The sequence below is a fragment of the Sphingobacterium suaedae genome (assembly GCF_042684625.1).
GTDB lineage: Bacteria > Bacteroidota > Bacteroidia > Sphingobacteriales > Sphingobacteriaceae > Sphingobacterium > Sphingobacterium suaedae.
On sequence record NZ_JBHULR010000003.1, the window covers coordinates 906291 to 927320 of the forward strand.

The following is a 21030-nucleotide window of genomic DNA, read 5'->3' on the forward strand; positions in this document are numbered from 1 at the left end:
CTAATTCGTCGTCTCTTTCTATTCGGTACTTTGCACGCTTAACTAAAAACTCCGTTTTTAGTTTATTTAAGGCCATTTTATTTACTAAATTTGCTCACTATGTCAATAGATATCCAAGAGAGAATTTCGAAACTTACGCAAGAACTGAACGAATACAATTACCAGTATTACGTACTTGCTAATTCCGTCATTTCGGATTACGACTTCGATCAAAAGCTAAAAGAGTTGGAAGGGTTGGAAGCGGCCTATCCGCAATATATGGATCCGAACTCTCCTACCCAAAAGGTTGGCGGGGATATTACACAAAAGTTTAGTACAGTACGCCACCGGTGGCCCATGATGTCGTTAGGAAACACCTATAACGAACAGGAATTACGAGAATTCGATGAGCGGGTACGTAAAGTTGTCGGTGATCAAGTACAGTACGTTTGCGAATTAAAATTTGATGGGTTATCGATATCAATAACCTATGAAAACGGAAGACTGCTGCGTGCAGTGACTCGAGGTGATGGTACACAAGGGGACGATGTGACAAATAACGTAAAAACAATACGAAGTGTCCCCCATCAGCTTGATAAGGCAGATTATCCCTCTTTATTTGAGATACGTGGAGAGATTTTCATGCACCGGGCGGCCTTTGAGCGCCTCAATAAGCAACGGGAAACCAATGGAGAACAGACCTACGCCAATCCGAGAAATTTTGCTTCAGGTACCATCAAACTACAAGATCCAAAAGAAGTGGCGAAGCGTCCGTTAGATTGTTTTTTATATTTCCTCTATGCAGAAAACCGTAACCGACTTTTTGATAGTCATTGGGACAGTATCCAGGCCGTTAAGAGTTGGGGGTTTCAGATTTGCGAACACACTACATTATGTCATCACATTGATGAGATCTTAGCGTTTGTCAATTATTGGGACGAAGCTCGTCACCAGTTGTCGTACGATATCGATGGGATCGTGATTAAGGTCAATGATTACGCCCAACAAGAAGAACTTGGATTCACCGCGAAATCACCTCGATGGGCAATTTCCTATAAGTATAAGGCAGAACGTGTTGAAACTGCATTAAAAAGTATTACCTATCAGGTGGGACGCACAGGAGCAGTGACACCTGTTGCCAATCTAAAACCGGTTCTCCTTGCGGGCACTACCGTCAAACGCGCGTCCTTACATAATGCCAATGAAATAGCTCGGCTCGATCTACATGAGGGCGACACCGTATACGTTGAGAAAGGCGGTGAGATTATCCCGAAGATTATCGGCGTCAATAATGCGAAACGCGCCGTGGGCACCTCGCCTATTGTTTATCCAGTAGTCTGTCCCGAATGCGGAGCACCACTCATACGTCAGGAAGGAGAAGCCGTGCACTATTGTCCAAACGAAGAAGGCTGTAAACCGCAAATTGTCGGAAAGTTGCAGCACTTCATTGGTCGAAAGATGATGGATATCCAAGGCATGGGCGACGAGACTATAGAAACCTTCTACAAGCTTGGACTACTACGCAAAATTGCCGATATCTATACCTTGAAAGACCATCGAGATCGTCTCAAAACATTGGAAAGATTTGGCGACAAGTCGATCGAGAATATGCTTATGGGTATCGAATTTTCAAAAAACAAACCTTTTGAAAAAGTTTTATTTTCATTAGGCATCAGGCACGTAGGGGAAACCATTGCTAGAAAACTCGCACAACACTTTAAAACGATTGAACGCATGGCTCTCGCTTCCGTGGAGGAAATTGCGAATGTACAGGATATCGGCGGCCGAATTGCGGAAAGTGTACACACGTATTTGCACGATGAGCATCATATTTTGGAGATAGCGAAACTTCAAGCCGCAGGTTTATGTTTCGAAGTCGAAGAGCAAGAGGTTGTTCTTGCCGGTCACAGTTTGGAAGGCAAGACTTTTCTAATATCTGGCGTCTTCACCGATTTCTCCCGGGAAGAACTTGCTCAACTTATTGAATCCCACGGAGGAAAGATGGTCAGTTCCATTTCTGCTAAGCTGAATTATTTAGTTGCCGGCGATAAAATGGGACCCTCGAAATTAGCGAAAGCCGAAAAATTACATGTTCCGATTATATCGGACAAAGATATTTTGAACATGATTAATCAACAAAATTAAACTATATATCATACACAATGAATGAGCTTCAAGGAGCAGGTGTAGCTTTAGTTACTCCGTTTAATGCAGATGGAACCATCGATTACCCGTCATTAGGAAAGCTGATCGACTTTCAGATCAACGAAGGAATGAATTATTTAGTATCATTAGGTACGACAGGTGAAACAGCCACACTAACTGCAGCGGAACGAAAGCAGGTTTGGGAGTTTACAGTGAAGCGAGTGAATGGACGAGTTCCCTTAGTAGCTGGCATAGGTGGGAATAATACCCAAGAAATTGTCCAACAGGTCGAACAATTCGATATCGCTGGGTATGATGCTATTTTGTCCGTATCGCCTTACTACAACAAACCTACTCAAGAAGGCATATACCAACATTATAAGGCAATAGCCGCAGTGGCTAAACTTCCGCTCATATTATATAATGTGCCGGGACGTACAGGGAGTAACATCTCCCCTGCAACTACAGTGCGGCTAGCCCAAGAGTTTCAACAAATTGTCGCCACCAAAGAAGCTTCGGGCAACTTTGCGCAATTCAGTGAGATTTTACGGGATAAGCCTGCAAACTTTTTATTGATTTCAGGTGATGATCCGGTGACCTTGCCTATGATGTCTCTCGGTGCGGCGGGAATCATATCGGTAGTCGGAAACGCTTATCCTAAAAAGGTTACTTCCTTGACGAAATGTGTACAAGATGGCGATTATGTACAGGCACGCGTGCTGCACAACGACCTCCTACGTATAACGGATCTTTGCTTCGTGGAAGGGAATCCATGTGGGGTCAAATATATTTTAAAACAATTGGGCATCATCGATACGGATTATGTCCGTTTACCACTTGTACCTGTCGGTTCGCAGACACAACAGGCAATCGACAAGGAAATGGGCATAATCGGATAAAATACGAGGGAAAAGATAATTTACTCAAAAAGTCCCGCCAAATGGCAGGACTTTTTTGATTAGACTCCCTCTAAAAGTCTACCTTATTAGTTGGCCTGATTTGCACGAATAATATTCAGCGCCCCACCGGCCTTAAACCATTCAATCTGTTGCGCATTGTAGGTATGATTTGCTAAGATTTCTTCTTGAGAACCATCAGCATGATGCAATACTAGCGTTAACGGTTTACCTGGTGTGAATGTGGTAAGTCCTAGGATATCGATGGTATCATCTTCCTGGATTTTATCGTAATCATCTTTATTGGCAAATGTCAAACCGAGCATTCCCTGTTTTTTAAGGTTAGTCTCATGTATTCGTGCAAAAGATTTTACGAGTACCGCCCGAACACCAAGATGACGAGGCTCCATTGCAGCATGTTCGCGGGAAGACCCCTCACCATAATTTTCGTCGCCAACAACGATAGAACCAATGCCGACCGCTTTGTATGCACGTTGCGTAGCAGGCACGGCACCATATTCGCCGGTGAGTTGATTTTTTACGGTGTCTGTCTGATCATTAAAATAATTCACAGCACCAATAAGCATATTATTGGAGATATTATCCAAGTGTCCGCGATATTTTAGCCAAGGACCGGCCATCGAAATATGATCCGTGGTACATTTACCTTTAGCTTTAATCAATAATTTTAGGCCTTTTAGATCAGTTCCCTCCCAGGCTGCAAAAGGCTCTAGCAACTGTAGACGATCAGATGTTGGAGACACGTCAACCTGTACCGCAGACCCATCAGCAGCAGGAGCCTGATACCCCGGATCCTCCACATCAAAGCCTTTAGCAGGTAATTCATCGCCCGTCGGCGCATCCAATTTAACCTGTTCACCATTCTTGTTCGTCAACGTATCCGTCACTGGATTAAAACCCAAATCGCCTGAGATAGCAATAGCCGCCACCATTTCCGGAGATGTTACAAATGCATATGTATTTGGGTTTCCGTCGGCACGTTTTGCGAAGTTACGGTTAAAGGAGTGAACGATCGTGTTCTTCTCTTGCTTATCCGCTCCCGCACGATCCCACATACCGATACACGGACCACAAGCATTCGTGAAAATAGTTGCATTCAGATCTTCGAACGTACTTAATAGACCATCGCGATCGGCAGTGTAGCGTACTTGCTCCGAGCCCGGATTGATACCGAACTCCGCCTTGGTCACTAATCCCTTATCAATTGCTTGCTTTGCAATAGACGCGGCGCGAGACAAATCTTCGTAGGAAGAGTTCGTGCAGGAACCGATTAAGCCCCATTCAACTTTCAACGGCCAACCATTCTTTTCCGCCTCTTCACGCATACGCGAAACGGGTGTATATAAGTCTGGAGTAAAGGGACCATTTAATGAAGGTTCCAATTCCGACAAGTTAATTTCGATCAATTGATCAAAATATTGCTCCGGATTAGCATACACTTCCGGGTCAGCAGTCAAGTGCTGCTTGATGATATTCGCCGCCTCTGCCACTTCTGCTCGTCCCGTAGCTCGTAGGTACCGCTCCATAGAAGCATCATAACCGAAGGTTGATGTGGTCGCTCCTATTTCAGCTCCCATGTTACAGATTGTACCTTTACCTGTACACGACAGCGATTCTGCTCCTTCACCAAAATACTCGACGATGGCACCAGTTCCCCCTTTCACAGTCAAAATACCAGCGACTTTCAAAATCACATCTTTCGGTGCTGCCCATCCACTTAATTTACCCGTTAATTTGACACCGATCAATTTAGGAAATTTAAGTTCCCAGGGAAGTCCAGCCATCACATCACAGGCATCCGCACCACCAACACCGATCGCCACCATACCAAGACCGCCAGCATTTACGGTATGAGAATCCGTACCGATCATCATACCGCCCGGAAATGCGTAATTTTCTAAAACTACCTGATGAATAATACCTGCTCCTGGCTTCCAGAAACCAATACCATACTTGTTAGAGACAGAAGATAAGAAATTGAACACCTCTGAACTCTCACTTTTCGCACGTGTTAAATCCTGTTCCGCCCCATCTCTTGCCTGAATCAAATGGTCACAATGAACAGTAGAAGGAACGGCGACCTTCGGACGTCCTGCTTGCATAAATTGCAGCAAGGCCATCTGAGCCGTTGCATCCTGCATCGCTACACGATCTGGCGCGAAATCTACGTAAGAATTTCCTCGTTCATACGCTTGTGTTGCATTTCCATCCCACAAGTGCGTATACAAAATCTTCTCAGCAAGGGTTAAAGGTTTATTGACAACCTGACGTGCCGCAGCGATGCGCTCCTCGTACTGGCTATAAACCTTTTTGATCATTTCTATATCAAAAGCCATATCTCTAATTATATGTTATTAAACAAGTTACTAAAACTCTGTTATGCGCTTACTTGGTCGAAATAGGCGTGAATTTGGTCAAGTTAATACCTTCGACAGCAGCTTTATATTCGTCTATATTCGGAATTCTTCCCAAAATCGCGGAAAGCACAACAACAGGTGTAGAAGCCAATAACGATTCTCCTTTTTTACCATCTCTATCTTCTACCACACGCCCTTGAAACAAACGCGTTGATGTGGCCATGACCGTATCTCCTTTTGCCGCTTTCTCCTGATTCCCCATACACAGGTTACAACCGGGACGTTCTAAATACATAATATTTTCATACTCGGTCCGAGCCGTACTTTTTGGCAACGCATCGCTAAATTCGAATCCAGAATATTTTTGCAAGAACTCCCAGTCTCCTTCCGCCTTCAGTTCGTCAATAATATTATACGTTGGCGCAGCAACTACTAAAGGAGCCTCAAACTTAACAACACCTTTTTGCTGCTCAATGTTTTTCAACATTTTCGAAACAATTTTCAAATCGTCTTTATGCACCATACATGAGCCCACAAATCCAAGATCCACCTTTTTATTTCCGCCATAATAAGTCAAGTCGCGTATCGTATCATGCGTGTAACGTTTCGATACATCGGCATTGTTCACATCAGGATCTGCGATCATCGGTTCCTCAATGATATCCAAGTCAATTACGACTTCTGCATAATATTTTGCATTTTCGTCTGGCGTTAATGCAGGCTTATTTCCTGATCGAATCTCCTCGATACGGTTGTTTGCTTTCTCAATTAAACTGTGCAGCACGTTGTTGTCATTTTCCATGCCTTTCTCAATCATGATTTGGATACGACTTTTCGCAATCTCTAACGATTCAATCAACGTTTCATCTTGAGAAATACAAATAGAGGCCTTGGCTTTCATTTCCGCCGTCCAGTCGGTAAATGTAAATGCCTGATCCGCAAGAAGCGTTCCGATATGCACTTCAATAATGCGGCCTTGGAAAACATTTTCTCCGCCAAACTGCTGCAACATTTGCGCCTGCGTAGCATGAACCACATCCCGAAAATCCATATGCTCTTTCATGCTTCCTTTAAATGTAACTTTTACAGACTCTGGGATCGGCATAGAAGCTTCACCCGTAGCCAGTGCCAATGCAACCGTACCCGAGTCGGCACCGAAAGCTACCCCCTTAGACATCCGAGTATGGGAATCGCCGCCGATAATAATCGCCCACTCGTCAACTGTAATATCGTTCAACACTTTGTGGATAACATCCGTCATGGAATGATAAACGCCTTTCGGATCACGCGCAGTGATCAAACCAAAGTCGTTCATAAACTTCATTAACTTTGGAATGTTAGCCTGTGCCTTTTTATCCCATACCGACGCCGTATGGCAGCCAGATTGATATGCCCCGTCAACAGTCGGCGCTATGACCGTAGCAGCCATTGCCTCCAATTCTTGAGCAGTCATCAGTCCGGTCGTGTCTTGAGATCCCACGATGTTTACTTTAACGCGCACATCAGATCCCGCATGTAATACTTTCCCCGGTGTTACACCGACAGCATTTTTATTAAAGATTTTTTCTACTGCCGTCAACCCCTGACCTTCCATCGTAATTTCTTTAGAAGGGGCAAACACAACGGGAGCTTGGATACCTAACGTCTGTGCTGCAAATGTTTGGATTTTTTTACCAAAAACAATGGCATACGAGCCCCCCGCTTTGATAAATTCCATCTTCTGAGGAGTCAACGCTTTTGATATATCGATAAGCACTTTCTCCCCGTTATATAATTTTTTTGTTTTTGTATTGATGGTCAATACTGTTCCGGTAGCAACAGAATACATTTGTTCCAAGACAGGCTCATTCTTTTCATTACGAACCACATCTCCGTTTTCATCTACTTTTTTTACCCAGTTTTTCAGATCGATCCCAATACCTCCGGTTACATCTACGGTTGTCAAGAAAATTGGCGAAATACCATTTGTACCACCAACAATTGGAGCGATATTAACGAACGGGACATACGGACTCGCTTGTTTGCCTGTCCATAGAGCCACATTATTCACACCGGACATACGCGAAGAGCCTACCCCCATTGTTCCTTTTTCAGCAATCAGCATCACACTTTTATCGGGATGCAGCGCCTGCAGTTGACGGATCTGTTGTTGTGCCTCAGGCGTAATCATACATTGACCGTGCAATTCACGATCGGATCGCGAATGTGCCTGATTTCCGGGAGACAATAAATCGGTAGAAATATCCCCTTCCCCCGCAATAAAAGTAACGACTTGAATTTCCTCCGCCACCTCAGGAAGCTTTGTGAAAAATTCCGCCTGAGCATAACTTTCTAAAATAGCTTTTGCAATCATGTTGCCTTGTTCGAAAGCTTCTTTCAATCGGGCAGTATCAGCGTCGTATAAGAACACCTGCGTTTTCAAAACGTCTGCCGCCTGCGCTGCAATCACGGCATCCATACCTAACGCGAGATCCAATAATACCTGAATAGAAGGCCCTCCCTTCATGTGAGACAATAATTCAAAAGCAAAAGTAGGCGTAATCTCAGCAACCGCCGCTTCACCCACTATAATTTCTTTTAAGAACTGCGCTTTCACTGCAGCTGCCGGTGTCGTACCGGGTAAGGTGTTATAAATAAACAGCCTTAACGATTCCGTTCGATGTTCGTTGTTTACATCTTTAATTTGGGCAATTACTTCACTTAGTAATTCCGCTCCGTCAATTGGCTTTGGGTGCAACCCTTGGCTTTCTCGTTCTACAACCTCTTGTACGTAATCGTTGTAAATACTCATAGATATCTAACTTTCTTATTTTATGGGTAGTATCTCTCTAAACTACCGTGTTTGTAAAAAATTAAGCTAACAGATAGCATGCGTCCTGTGCATGTGTCCTTAATTAGCCCGGTCACTCTTCATCTTCCTTAACTTTCGCATTAAAAACCAACGCATATGACCAAACGCAAATTTAATGAAAATCAGGTTTTAAACGCACCTATTGTATTGATTCACGACAATTTGGAATCAATCTAAACAGAATTCACCACATTCCTTCAGAACGTTTTCAGAACCAAATTTCCCAACGCTGTCTGGCATAAAAAAAGGTGATTTATCGGATTAAATCACCTTTTTTTTATACGCTTTGCATGGTTATATTAATATCTTTCAACGTCTTTATTGTTGATGTTGGATCGGCAGCATTAAAAACAAAAGAACCCGCCACCAGTACATCTGCGCCCACATTCAATAATTGAGCCGCGTTCGCTGTTGTTACACCGCCATCGATTTCGATCAGCAAACTGTCGTTGACACCAGCAGCAAGCACACGGAGTTCCTGAATTTTTGCATAGGTTCGCTCGATAAACTTCTGCCCGCCGAATCCGGGATTGACGGACATAAGACAAACCAAATCTATATCTTGGATAACATCTCGTAACAGGGAAACCGGTGTATGCGGATTGAGTGCAACGCCTGCCCTACATCCGAGTTCCTTAATGGCCGCCAACGTGCGGTGCAGATGTGTACATGCTTCGTAATGAACGGTAATGATCGACGCCCCAGATTCCTTACACACGTTTAGATACCGATCGGGATCGACAATCATCAAGTGCACATCAAGCGGTTTCGCTGCATGTTTCGCGATCGCTTGCATCACAGGAAAACCGAAAGAAATATTTGGCACAAAAACACCATCCATGATATCGATATGAAACCAATCCGCCTCGCTGTTATTGACCATCTGTACGTCATCATACAGTCTTGCAAAGTCGGCCGCTAAGACAGAAGGCGCAATCAAATGTTTTGTTGTAGACATGTTTTTTTATTTTTTTTGCAAAGATACACAAGTCCAAAGCTATTACACGAGGAATTTCGTAAATTAATGCATCACCCGATTCCGCTTTTAAATAGTACATTTGTTATTAGAATAGTATTATATAACGAAATAAGTATAGACAGTGGCTAAACTCAAGATTAATTATGTCCGCGGTAAGAACCAGAACAATTCCTTTTTGATCAAATTTGCCATGGTCATTATGGCCATCGTATTGATTTGTATCTTCCTTCCAAAACAACCTCGGTTCCGTTATGAATTCCAGAAAGGCAAAGCTTGGAACCACGACAACTTGGTTTCTCCCTATAACTTTGCCATCTTAAAAACACAAGAAGAATTAAATAGAGATAGAGAACAGATTCTCAAGACAGTACAGCCTATATACAAATTAAACAGTAGTGCTAGTAAGGAGCAAATCGATCAGTTTAATACAGATATCGCAGAAAAGTGGCAAATCAGCAACATGGACTCGCTTGCTCAACAAGATCTTGACGTGTATCAATCCGTGGGCAACGCCTTATTAAATTATGTGTATAGCCGGGGCATTATTTCCTTAAACAACCGGTATCAGAATAAAGGCAATCCCTCCGACAAAATTGATAAAACGCAGAGTCAATATAACTTCACTCTTATCCATGAGAATATTGCCCAACAAAAAAATACAGCCGACATCTTCACCATCGAGTCCGCTAATCAGTATATTCAGGAAAGTCTTGCAAAAAACAATAAGATCGACCGCAAGAGATGGCTGTCCGAAATTCTAAAAAACTACATCACGATTAACTTCATTTTTGACGAAAACCTCACCAACAAAGTTGAACAAAATGCGTTAGCCAACATCTCCAGTACGCGAGGCGTGGTACAGAAAGGCGAATTAATTGCTGAAAAAGACAAGATCATCAGCAACGAAACCTATCAAAAACTCGAATCCCTTCGCAAAGTTTTCGAAGACGAAGCCCGCATCAGCGGCAACCAAAATTATGTTGCATTTGGGCAGTTTATCATGATCTCGCTCTGTGTCGCATTGCTCATGGTATTCTTATATTTTTTCCGGGAATCGATCTACTATAACAACCGGCTCATTTTCATCATCATGATTGTTATCGTCGCCATGCTGGGTGTGTTATCCTGGGCCATCAGCATGAAGATACCCAGTCTTTACTACATACCGTATTGTAGTGTACCAATTATTTTCCGTGTCTTGTTTGATACGCGCGTCGCGTTGAATATCCACCTACTCATGGTGCTTATCGCCGCCCTATTTGTTCCAAATAGTTATGAATTCGTGTTCTTACAATTTATTTCAGGTATGGTGTCTATCTACAGCATAAAGACACTGGTTAAACGCGAACAATTCTTAATCTCCTCCTTGATCATCCTTGCCACATACATTATAGCCTATGTCGGACTGGTACTCACCAGGAACGGTTCACTGAACTCGATCTATTGGTCAGATATCGTACCTTTTGTGGTCAGTGTCGGTCTTACCCTTCTCGCCTACCCGTTGATATACGCTTTTGAACGCTTATTTGGCATTGTGTCCGATTTAACATTGATGGAACTGACCAATAGCAACTCCCGGCTATTGCGCGAGCTTTCGTTGAAAGCACCAGGCACATTTCAACATTCGTTACAGGTAGCCAATCTAGCGGAAGCTGCGATTTACAAAATTGGAGGCAACCCGCTCCTGGTGCGTGCGGGAGCACTTTATCACGACATTGGGAAAATGCTGAATCCATTGTTCTTTATCGAAAACCAGAAAACGGGCACCAATCCCCACGCAGAGCTGACACCTGAACAATCCGCCCAGGTTATCATTTCCCATGTACACAAAGGGATAGAGATGGCGAAAAAAAATCTACTTCCAGAAGTTGTGATTGACTTTATCCGGACTCATCATGGCACCACACGGGTAGACTATTTCTACAATATGTTTATTAAAAACAATCCCGACAAATTGGTCGACGAAAATATCTTCCGCTACCCGGGCCCTGTTCCTTTCTCGAAGGAGACTGCTGTGCTAATGATGGCCGATTCTGTCGAGGCAGCATCTCGAGCCCTCAAAGAACCCACCGAAGATTCTATTAATAAGTTGGTGGATAAAATCATCGACTATAAAATTACACAACGACAATTTATGAATGCGAATATTACTATGCGCGACATCACGGAAGTTTCGGAGATTTTCAAGTCCATGCTAAAAAGCATTTATCACGTGCGTATCGATTATGATGTCAACAAAAACAAGGGCTGGCAGCAGTCGAATTAATTCATCATTTTGAGCGTCAGAATGTTATTATTTTTTATGAAAAAATACCGTTTAAAGCTTTGCGAAATGATTTTTTTGCGTTATGTTTGCACTGTCAAAACCCGGAGAGGTGCCTGAGTGGCCGAAAGGAACAGTTTGCTAAACTGTCGTACTGGAAACGGTACCGCGGGTTCGAATCCCGCCCTCTCCGCAAAGACAAATTAAAACCCATTGGTTATCAATGGGTTTTAATTGTTTTCTAACCATAGGGGAATGATTGGGGGAATTATCTGATTAACTATAATATGATTGACGATTTTAATAATTCTGTAAATGCTGATAGATTTAACATCCGAGGTATAATAAGTGTAATTCTACAAGCTCACAAATATCGTGAAATCCAGAATGTTCTAGAAGAATACCTCGGCGTGAAAAAAGCACTTAAGGTGTTACAGGGAATAGTTAGATTCTCATTTTATATTGAGCCAGTTAAGCAACCTAAAATAGAAACTACTAAATTCGATGTTAGATGGAGCCAATCACTGCGTGAAGATCAAAGATTTTGCTCATACGATGAATGTTTAACTATATTTGATTCGTTGATCGAGGACGTTAGTTTAGCAGTTAAGGACGATGAAAAAAGGGCCTTTTTAGATATTGTAACTAATAGGTCATTGATGTCTTACGAACTAAATTTAGGTTACGTACGAAGAGTGCAGGATGGAAATATTCATTCTTTAGATAACATTAGTTTTTTTTGGGGGGATGATATAAAGCAAGTTTACTTATTGCGCGAATTTTTGCTATGTAGTGAAAATCCTGAATTCGTAATTTTTTTTAAACGAGCGTACGAAAAAGTAATAGTAAAGTCCTATTTAACGGATCGGGTTTTAACTGGTCTCTACAAGACAAATCGAGAGAAAAGATGGGAATGTAATCCTAATTCAGTCCATTTTGCCTTGAGACAGGAGAGTCTACTTATCGAAGCGAAATTGATTAAACAGATTTGCCATTTTGAAGGATTTCCGCAAGATCTCAGGACTATCCTTAGTGAAAATAATATCATGGTTTTTTCAACGGAAATAACAAAATGCCCGATAACGCTAGATTTGTTATCATTTGATCAATTCAAGTTTGAGATTGAAAATCCAGTAGCGGGAAAATCTTCATTCCAAGTAGGACATTTACATCCCTTGAAGTCCTTAAATGAAAACCAATACGTGGGTCATACTGCTGAAAATATTAGCTGGATCTCTTCTGTTGGTAACAGAATTCAAGGTGAACTTTCTGCAGAAGAGACTGGAGCGTTAATTTTCAAAATTATAGACAACTATAAACGTGCTGGATTGATCGAATAGTCCTAAAAATTGTTTGATATATTAGATTCATAAATAGCTATGTGTTAATCCAATGTCGTAGATATAACATCTAAGCAGGCTTGTCTCGCTAATTCTCTAGCTTCAATTCGGTCTAATATCGCTGTCTTTACATTTTTTTCAACTTTTGCTACTAATGCCTGGTCTTTCGGGACAGGTAGTATTAAGTCATGTATTCTGCTTCCTAAACTATCTATAATATCTTGAGTAAATCGCTTTGCTTTGATCTGATCTTGAACTGTTGTAGAAGATAAGATGGCTAAAAGCAGATAAGGAGAAATTAATCCTTTATCTATCACTCTAATCTTATATAAATGACTTTGGTAAACAATCTTTTCGTCATACTTTGATACCATTGCGCATGTTCCTATGAGATAAGTGCCGTCTTTAACCATTAAGATATCTCCCTCCTTGACGTCTTGTCTTTTAGAATAAGTATTATAAATATCTTGACTTAAGCCATGTTTAGGATCAAGTTTGATCTCCCAATTAGAAATGTCAGAAGTCCTAACAAACGGAATATTTCCTGTACCATAAGCTAGTTTCCCCACTTCGTTGCCGGTTTTTATTTCTATTTTACCGTCTGCAACTAAATCTCCAAACCTGACGATATCATGTGTTTTGGTAATTGAACTTAAAGATTTTTTAATAACTGGATTATAATACCTTGGTGATAGAGTGTTATTTTCCAACTTAGTCTCTGGCACCAGGTATCCTAAATGATCACTTCTAAGTTTTTTACCATCAATATATGCTTTATAATTATCTATTATGATCGGTAGATCATTATTAACAATGATACGCCCCCGACTATCGTGACCACACCACCGAGCTTCTGCCATGAAAATATCATTTAAATTTTTATCACTTATTCCATTTTTAGTATATAATATTAAACACGCCTTTGTATGTGTCCCGCCCTTTCCCGAGGTTTTAAAAAAGTCTTCTGGCATTCCGATAATAGCTTTAAAATGTCCGTTTTTTCTCATGTAGTCAACAACATAGCTATAAGATTTACTAGTTATTAAACTTTCAGGAAGAACAATTCCGAGCCTACCACCGGCCTTCAATAGCTTTATGCACTTTTCTACAAATAAAACTTGTGGTGGTACCGTCTTTAATAATTTATTGGTTTTTTCATAAGTGCCACTTTCAGAATCATATTTCCATTCATAACCAAGGTCATAAGATTTTTGAATTTCCTTATTAGCGGCTATAATTTTTTTTCCAAATGGTGGGTTAGTGAGAACCACATCATAAAAATTATCTTTTTCAATTTCTAAAGATTTACCGTATTCATTTTTCCAAGCAAGTGAATCCCCGCAAAACACATTTGATTTTGAAAGAGTTAACAACGATAGCCGGGTGGCGGACAATTTGGCTAGATAACCATCTTTTTCGATGCCATAAATATTAAGAGCCGAATTTGGTAAAACTTGTTTATTGTCGGAAAAATATTGAATTACAGAACTCAAAAATCCACCGGCACCAGCCGCCGGGTCTATTATTTTATCATCAATCTGTGGTTTGACAAAGTTTACAAGCAGTTCAACTCCGTTTAGCGGTGTGAAAAATTGCCCCTCTTCTTCTCTCACACCAGTATTAATAAATACTTCGTACAAATCTCCGAAAGGATCTCGTTTAAAGTCCTCAAAATTTATTTTTTCAAATTCTGAATCAACAAAAATGATACATTCCGAATCCAAAAGAATTTTCTCCGTTTCCGCAAAAATATTAGGGAATATTTTTTTTATTTCCGAAAAAACTTCATGATATTTTGATGAAACCTCAAAATCATGTCCATTTTCAAATGACGGTTTAAGCCTGAATATAAGATAGTACTTACAATATAAACATTTAACAACCTCCTCAAGGAGCGCTCTCTCCCTGGTTGCACCGATAAATCTACCCGCTAGAAAATTTTTGATATTTTTAAAAATGTCTTTTTGATTTAGATCTAAAAGACTAATTTGATTACTATTGCTATTTTTCATCTATTATTGTCCGTGTTGACGTCACACTTTATAAGCTAGCTAAGTTACGAAACTATTTTTGTAAAGCCTTTATGGATATTAAGCTATAATCATATCTAGATGCAGATAAGCATATTAAATTTTACAGATTTTTTTGAATCACTTATATAAAATTTCCGCAAAATAGTTACTGAGCTTGTACGCCTAGAAAAAGATTCTCCAAACAAAATTCAAGGCGTTATGGACGATTTGAATGGCGCAAAAGATGGCAAACGATACTACCGAAATGCCACAAACAAGAATATGCGGAAGTAGTTTTTTTGTAACGTCTATCATCCAAAAAAGCATTCGTACCCATCATTCTTTATTTCTGTGAGCAAACCTCGTAAGTTGTCGCTCTCTAGACTCGGTTCATACGTTTCTCATTTACCTGATCCACGCATCCAATACAGTTTCCAAAATTAAGAAGATTTCACAAAGTGAAGCTTCGCAAAAGGTAGTTCCAAAAAACTCGTTGGATCATAACATTGTGGTCTGATCTAAAATAGTAGAGACATTTGTCCATCCCAAGAATAACCAAAATCCAATTGCTTTCTCACTTCCTCGTCTTTCGGTCGCTTAGCATCTACAAAGCTCTTGAACTGAACGTCGACCATAGAAATAGGTCCGTTTTTAACTGTCATCCTTACAAACTTAAAATTATCAGCTTATTCTTCATCTCATCCCAGTCATCCAGTACGCTCGCATTAACAAATGTTCCTTTTCCCTTCGTAAAACTACCATAATCTTCTTGTATATATCCGATAATATGGTATATTGGTTTCACCTCATAGACTCGCAAAAGCAATTCTCACATCCAGATCTTTTTCCGTAAACCGTTTCATCCAAAATACCAAAAGGTGGACCATGTGTAATCAAAACTTCTGTATCATCAGGAATCAAATCCCAGTGCTTTTTAATTTCCGCTCCACGATTACATTTGAAAGCCCAGTTGTTGAACCATAGAGTAATCGGTGCCCCCAAAAATTTGACGCCATTTATCTTAATACTAGAATCATTTAGGTAAATGATGTCTTTAGATTTTATTCGTCTGATTTTTTTTGAATCGGCTTCCTCAAAAAAGAAATCATGATTTCCTGGAACAAATATTTTTTGCACATGCTTTTGTCCAGTAAACCAATTTAGAAAATCTACTACCTGCTCTTTTGTTCCACCTCGAGTAACATCACCAGCGTGAATAAGAATATCGCCATCAGGAATTTTTAAATCCCGATGTTTTCCGTGCGTATCAGATATGGCGACAATTTGCACCTCCAAAATTATGTATTTTGTGATCAATGACAATAAAGAATCCAAACTATGTCCGTAAATCCGTATATTTGTACCTTTAATTTTTTAAACGAAATAGCGTAAGCTATCGTATTGGTTAGACTGAAATTGCGACCTTCATTTTTCAAAATTCACTTCATTTTTATATTATTGACAAATCCATTTCCAAAACTTTAATCTTTTAGATATGTTGGTGGACTACCATGTTTAATCAGAGAAGAAAGCCCCATCTAATATAAGACTATTTAGTAAATGATTTACTAAATTTATTTCGACAATCAGTGACAGATAATTAACTACTAAGAAGATGTCTCGATCAATACGAAAAACTAAAATATTCGGAATCACTTCAGCAGAAACGGAGAAACAAGATAAAAGGCTTTGGAACAGGAAATTTAGAAAAGTATGTAAGAAACTTATTCTTAAAAATAAAGAAACACCTGTTAAAGTAAACGCTGTTACAAATGTATGGGATGGTGCTAAGGATGGGAAGAAATACTATCTTGGCACAACCAAAAAAGATATGAGAAAATAGCTCTCACTAAAATCATAAATAATTAGTTGGGTTATTAATATTGATCTAAAATCAATCTATTGGTAAAAACTCCCTCATTGACACCCCTAAAACCTTAGCAATCTTTTCTAGATGATTTAAATTCCATTTAGCGATATGTTTTGGATTTTCAACGTTTCCTACAAAACCAACAGAAAGATCGATTAGATGGGCTAATTTTGCTTGAGAAATACCTTTCTCAATACGTATCTCTTTTACTCGTTTAATAACGTATTGTTCTATTTTAGTATTTAGACTTTCCTTTTGCATATCTATATGCAAGTAGCAGAAAGTTAAATTTCAAAACACCTACATATATGCGTGTGTTTTCTTATATTTGATAATGCTTTAAATTATATATCATGGACTTTCCAATTTACTACTTGCATATAAAAAACATGTTTAATCTTGCGCTATTCGGTGATATAAATATTGATGAGAAGTTACGAGAAATAAAAAAGGCAACTCTAAGTACCGACTATATTAGATATTACCTTGAGTTTAAGAAACAAAGTGAATACTATGACAACTACTATCTGAAACAATGTATCACCATTTATTTAACTAATATTGATGTTTCTAAAAGATCAGAAATTGTTGAAATAATTACTGAAAATATTGATATGGGGTATGCAGCATTTTTGATTGCATCTATGAAGGATTCAAATCCTAAAACCATACAAATTGACATAGATTTTGAAAAGGTTTTATCAGAATATATGAAGCCCGAAAATGAAACTCCTTATTTTTTGACTCTTTTCTTTATGCAGCATTTCCTAAACTTTGATCATATAGATATTGATAAATACAATTCTTATCAATTGAATAGGGATCAATATTTTGCCCTTCTATCAGATTACCTAAGACCACAAAAGAAACTATATTAGTATATAATTATATATACACTATATAATATAATTATATACAAAGCTGATATATAAAAATATAACCTCTCGATATATAAATATATATTTAATCCTTATATAATTATATGTTCCATGACTATATAATTATATAACTGGATATACTATTCTCTCCCCTCCTTTGTTTACGAGTTCCGAGTTAAAACTACCCTTTTTTCTTAAGAAAAAGGCAAGATTTGACATTTGAATATATAGCAGAGCTGTATATACAAAGGCACTCCTTGCACTACAAAACTACCATGGGGTAAAGAAGGCAAAAAACAGGCTGAAATCTTGTTTTACAATAAAGAACTTTTACTCAAGTCAATGACAAATACCAAAATTAAAAAACTGTAAAAAATGAAAATAAGTATCTTTGTTTATCTTTAATAAAACTTAAAATTTTATGATAAGCTTTTGCGTAAATTTTTTAAAAATGAAATGAAAAATAAAACGAAGAAATATAAAATCGCAACTCTTAAAAAATTGGATAAAATAAATGATGTAAAATTCAGGAAGATTAATTACCAAACCAATTATGCGATGGGGGAATTAAAAATGAAAAGAGGGAAAGTGTTCGAATCAGTAATTAGTCTTTTTAAGACAATTGATTAAGAAATTGAATGGTTAAAATAAAAGTGTCAACATGGATTTTGTTATTGTGGTATTACCCTAAACCTAAAAGCCTTTATGTGATTTGTTTGAAACTGAATGTACTCTTTAAAGATCACTTATTAAGAAAACCCAACTTTCCTTTTTTACTAATTGACAAAATTCAAAACAAGGCTGATTTTTGATCAAAACAACTGATTTTGCCTTTATTATTTCTCGAAATAAACCATAAATAACCATCATGATTACCTTGATTAATTATTGTTAATCATATTGATTATATTGTAGGTGTTGAAAAACTAAATTTAAACATCTTTATATCAATATGTTAAATAGGTAAAACAAAGTCAAATTATTAAGAAAACCCAACAATTTCGTTAAGAAAACCCAACTTCATATTAAACTTTCCCAACTTTTTGTGTTAAAGAATCCCAACATTTTAACACTTCACTTAAGAAAACCCAACTTTTAAAGTTTAAAAGCATTTTTAAGAGCTGTTTTGGTGTACTCAGCTTTATTTTTCACGTTGCTTAGTGTATGGAGTAACTCAGACAACTTTCCAACTATACGGTCTTTAGATACAGAGTATAAGATTTCATCAATCTCTTTAAGATCATTCAGGTTAAAATTGAAATGATTTGTTAGAAGATCTATTATTTGATTATTTTTATTTTGCTCAAATTCTGCCGTTTCTCTATTCAGAACCTTAAAGTCAACAACATCTTCATCTTTTCTGTTCTTTGAAATTATTGTTTTTTCAAAATCGAACCAAACATCATTGAATTCCTTCAATATAGGATAGGAAGGCTCTAAGATGTGTTTTTTGAAATTTGAAGGATTATTATACGTTTTTGTCAAACCAAGGGAATTACATAGTTCACTTAATCTAACCTTAAAAAATGGTCTATTTTTCCAGAGAGATAAATAAAGGTAAAGTTTAACACTATTTTTAAATTTCGTATGTAACCGAATATTAGTATCAATTTTAGAATAAAAAGAAGGTAGCTTGTCACTGTTTCTATTGAAATTAATAAATAATCTCGCAACAACAACATCCATATTGACTTTGATAATAGATGAATAGTTAGCTTTTACAGGAATCGAAACACTAAACAGGCTTCCGCTCCAAATCTTTTCGATTGAATCTTCTTTATATCTAATTTCGCAAAGGATTTTAGACATTTTTAAAAAAGTAGTTTTAACGTCTCGATATTCTGAGGGTTTTGAAACATCTGATAGGTTAATTTTCATTGTTAAAACCTCTTGTTCAAATAATGCTTTTTGCCCCGCTAAATAATTATTGAACTCCTTTTGACTAAAACCTTTCAATTTCTCTAACAGAAGTAAGAAAATATGTAGTTGATAGGTTGAACTAAGTGATGAGATTATACCCATAATGTGATTTGGAGTAACCACAATTGACTTAATCTTACGATCATTTTCTAACTTCATAATTCCGTGATCTATCGAAATTTTATCGGATTATATTCTAATGCTCTAATAACTTTTTCTAGGTCATACCTATGAACATTTCCTAATTTAATGTAGGGAATCATTCCTCTCTTTTTATAGCGATTTAATGTGGCTGGAGAAATTGCTAAGACTTCCAAAAGTTGCTGTGTATCGATGAATTTATTGCTCATAGTTTATCGTTATTGATTTCTATAGCAAACTTAGGATAGGTTTAGATAATTAAAGAAGTGCTAAAAGTTCTGGAAACTTTAGAACTATAAAATCTGTCAAAAAATTGTAAATTCGAAATACCAATTTACCTATATGAAATACTCGAAAAAAGAGATTACCCGAGCTGGAAATATTATAATGTCTTCAAAGAATGAAGACGAAAGGAACTATGCATTATTAAAAATCAATGATTGGAGAACTAATCATCTGCAGCCATTACGAGTTTTTAAAAGAAGATTGATAAAACAGTTAGAAATTAAACAGATAGAAGTATATTTAATTTCCCAACGTCTTAAACGATTAACTTCCATTGAATATAAACTTGACCTTAATCCTACTATGGGGCTTGGAGGGATGCAGGATATCGGAGGTTTTAGGGCAGTACTTAAAGATGTTAAAGACTTAAAAAAACTTAAGCTAATACTCGAGAAAGAAAAACCAAAATATCGCGCTGAGAGAATGACAGATTATGTTAGTTCACCAAAATCTTCGGGATATAGAAGTATCCATTATATATATAAATATAAATCATCCGTTAAAAAATACGACAATTTAAAGGTAGAATTACAAATACGTACTAGACTTCAACATAATTGGGCTACAGCTGTAGAGACTGCTGGTATTATTACTAAAACATCTTTAAAGTCAAGCAAAGGTCCTGATGAATGGTTGGAGTTTTTCAAAATTGTTAGCTCACTTTTTGCAATCAAAGAAAAACTACCAGTGTTAGATGAGCATAAAAACATGAGAATGGAAGATTTAATGATCGAATGTTACAAAATGAGTAAAAAGATGAATATTATCGAAACACTTAAGGCTCTAAAAGTGACTACTGAACATTTAGAAAATAAAAAATTTCCTGGGGATTATTATTTAATGCATATCAACCTGGAAAGCAAAATTGTTAGTTTAAAAGAATTTTCTAAGTCCCAATTCCAAATTGCTACTGAAAGATATTTAGAGATTGAAAAAGAAATTGACAACATGAAAAATGCGGTTGTATTAGTTTCAGCTTCTTCCTTTAAAAATTTGAAAAAAGCATACCCCAGTTACTTTTTAGATACTACGGATTTCCTTAATGCCTTAGAAAAAATTAATTCGAATTGCGAATTATTAAAATTAGTATAAT

Annotated in this window: 15 protein-coding genes and 1 tRNA gene; 8 read left to right on the forward strand and 8 right to left on the reverse strand. The window is 38.0% G+C overall.

Features of this window, described 5'->3' with window-relative positions; all coding sequences use genetic code 11:
* The first annotated feature begins 99 nt into the window (after nt 1-99).
* Nucleotides 100-2124: an NAD-dependent DNA ligase LigA gene (gene ligA, locus ACFSR5_RS07380; protein WP_380902240.1), complete on the forward strand. Its 2025-nt coding sequence runs from the start codon at nt 100-102 to the stop codon at nt 2122-2124.
* A 17-nt stretch (nt 2125-2141) separates the two neighbouring features.
* Nucleotides 2142-3023, forward strand: coding sequence for a 4-hydroxy-tetrahydrodipicolinate synthase (gene dapA, locus ACFSR5_RS07385; protein WP_380902242.1), 882 nt, complete (start codon nt 2142-2144; stop codon nt 3021-3023).
* Nucleotides 3024-3109: 86 nt separating this feature from the next.
* On the opposite strand, the gene ACFSR5_RS07390 is transcribed toward dapA, so the two are convergent.
* The 3 genes from ACFSR5_RS07390 to rpe all read right to left on the reverse strand — a co-directional run bounded on the left by ACFSR5_RS07390 (nt 3110) and on the right by rpe (nt 9207).
* The gene (locus ACFSR5_RS07390) at nt 3110-5377 is read right to left on the reverse strand and encodes an aconitate hydratase (protein WP_380902244.1); all 2268 of its coding nucleotides are present in this window, start codon (nt 5375-5377) and stop codon (nt 3110-3112) included.
* A 49-nt stretch (nt 5378-5426) separates the two neighbouring features.
* A complete protein-coding gene (locus tag ACFSR5_RS07395) occupies nt 5427-8189 on the reverse strand; it encodes a bifunctional aconitate hydratase 2/2-methylisocitrate dehydratase (protein ID WP_380902245.1) in 2763 nt (920 codons plus the stop codon).
* 337 nt (nt 8190-8526) lie between these two features.
* A complete protein-coding gene (gene rpe / locus ACFSR5_RS07400) occupies nt 8527-9207 on the reverse strand; it encodes a ribulose-phosphate 3-epimerase (RefSeq protein WP_380902247.1) in 681 nt (226 codons plus the stop codon).
* A 142-nt stretch (nt 9208-9349) separates the two neighbouring features.
* On the opposite strand from rpe, the gene ACFSR5_RS07405 reads away from it, so the two are divergent.
* From ACFSR5_RS07405 to ACFSR5_RS07415, 3 genes are all read left to right on the forward strand, one after another.
* Complete coding sequence (locus tag ACFSR5_RS07405) at nt 9350-11494, forward strand: HD family phosphohydrolase (protein WP_380902249.1); 2145 nt, start codon at nt 9350-9352, stop codon at nt 11492-11494.
* A 103-nt stretch (nt 11495-11597) separates the two neighbouring features.
* Nucleotides 11598-11684 (forward strand) — tRNA-Ser (locus ACFSR5_RS07410).
* 94 nt (nt 11685-11778) lie between these two features.
* Nucleotides 11779-12831: a hypothetical protein gene (locus ACFSR5_RS07415; protein ID WP_380902251.1), complete on the forward strand. Its 1053-nt coding sequence runs from the start codon at nt 11779-11781 to the stop codon at nt 12829-12831.
* Nucleotides 12832-12875: 44 nt separating this feature from the next.
* On the opposite strand, the gene ACFSR5_RS07420 is transcribed toward ACFSR5_RS07415, so the two are convergent.
* The 3 genes from ACFSR5_RS07420 to ACFSR5_RS07430 all read right to left on the reverse strand — a co-directional run bounded on the left by ACFSR5_RS07420 (nt 12876) and on the right by ACFSR5_RS07430 (nt 16133).
* Nucleotides 12876-14843, reverse strand: coding sequence for an N-6 DNA methylase (locus tag ACFSR5_RS07420; RefSeq protein WP_380902253.1), 1968 nt, complete (start codon nt 14841-14843; stop codon nt 12876-12878).
* A 518-nt stretch (nt 14844-15361) separates the two neighbouring features.
* On the reverse strand, nt 15362-15505 hold the full coding sequence (locus tag ACFSR5_RS07425) for a hypothetical protein (protein ID WP_380902255.1): 144 nt from the start codon (nt 15503-15505) through the stop codon (nt 15362-15364).
* A gap of 139 nt (nt 15506-15644) precedes the next feature.
* Complete coding sequence (locus ACFSR5_RS07430; protein WP_380903183.1) at nt 15645-16133, reverse strand: metallophosphatase domain-containing protein; 489 nt, start codon at nt 16131-16133, stop codon at nt 15645-15647.
* A gap of 325 nt (nt 16134-16458) precedes the next feature.
* Here ACFSR5_RS07430 and ACFSR5_RS07435 point away from each other — a divergent pair, with 325 nt between their 5' ends.
* Entirely contained in the window at nt 16459-16686 is a 228-nt protein-coding gene (locus ACFSR5_RS07435; RefSeq protein WP_380902256.1) for a hypothetical protein, read from the forward strand.
* 51 nt (nt 16687-16737) lie between these two features.
* Here the strand turns inward: ACFSR5_RS07435 and ACFSR5_RS07440 are convergent, their stop codons facing one another.
* Nucleotides 16738-16974 (reverse strand): helix-turn-helix domain-containing protein, encoded by a 237-nt coding sequence (locus ACFSR5_RS07440; protein ID WP_380902258.1) that lies wholly within the window; start codon nt 16972-16974, stop codon nt 16738-16740.
* Between the two features lie 128 nt (nt 16975-17102).
* On the opposite strand from ACFSR5_RS07440, the gene ACFSR5_RS07445 reads away from it, so the two are divergent.
* Nucleotides 17103-17591 (forward strand): hypothetical protein, encoded by a 489-nt coding sequence (locus tag ACFSR5_RS07445; RefSeq protein WP_380902260.1) that lies wholly within the window; start codon nt 17103-17105, stop codon nt 17589-17591.
* Nucleotides 17592-18686: 1095 nt separating this feature from the next.
* Here the strand turns inward: ACFSR5_RS07445 and ACFSR5_RS07450 are convergent.
* Nucleotides 18687-19670, reverse strand: a complete 984-nt coding sequence (locus ACFSR5_RS07450) for a replication initiation protein (protein ID WP_380902262.1) — start codon at nt 19668-19670, stop codon at nt 18687-18689.
* Between the two features lie 324 nt (nt 19671-19994).
* Between ACFSR5_RS07450 and ACFSR5_RS07455 the strand changes: the two genes are divergently transcribed.
* Nucleotides 19995-21029, forward strand: coding sequence for a RelA/SpoT domain-containing protein (locus ACFSR5_RS07455; protein ID WP_380902264.1), 1035 nt, complete (start codon nt 19995-19997; stop codon nt 21027-21029).
* The last annotated feature ends 1 nt before the right edge of the window (nt 21030 follow it).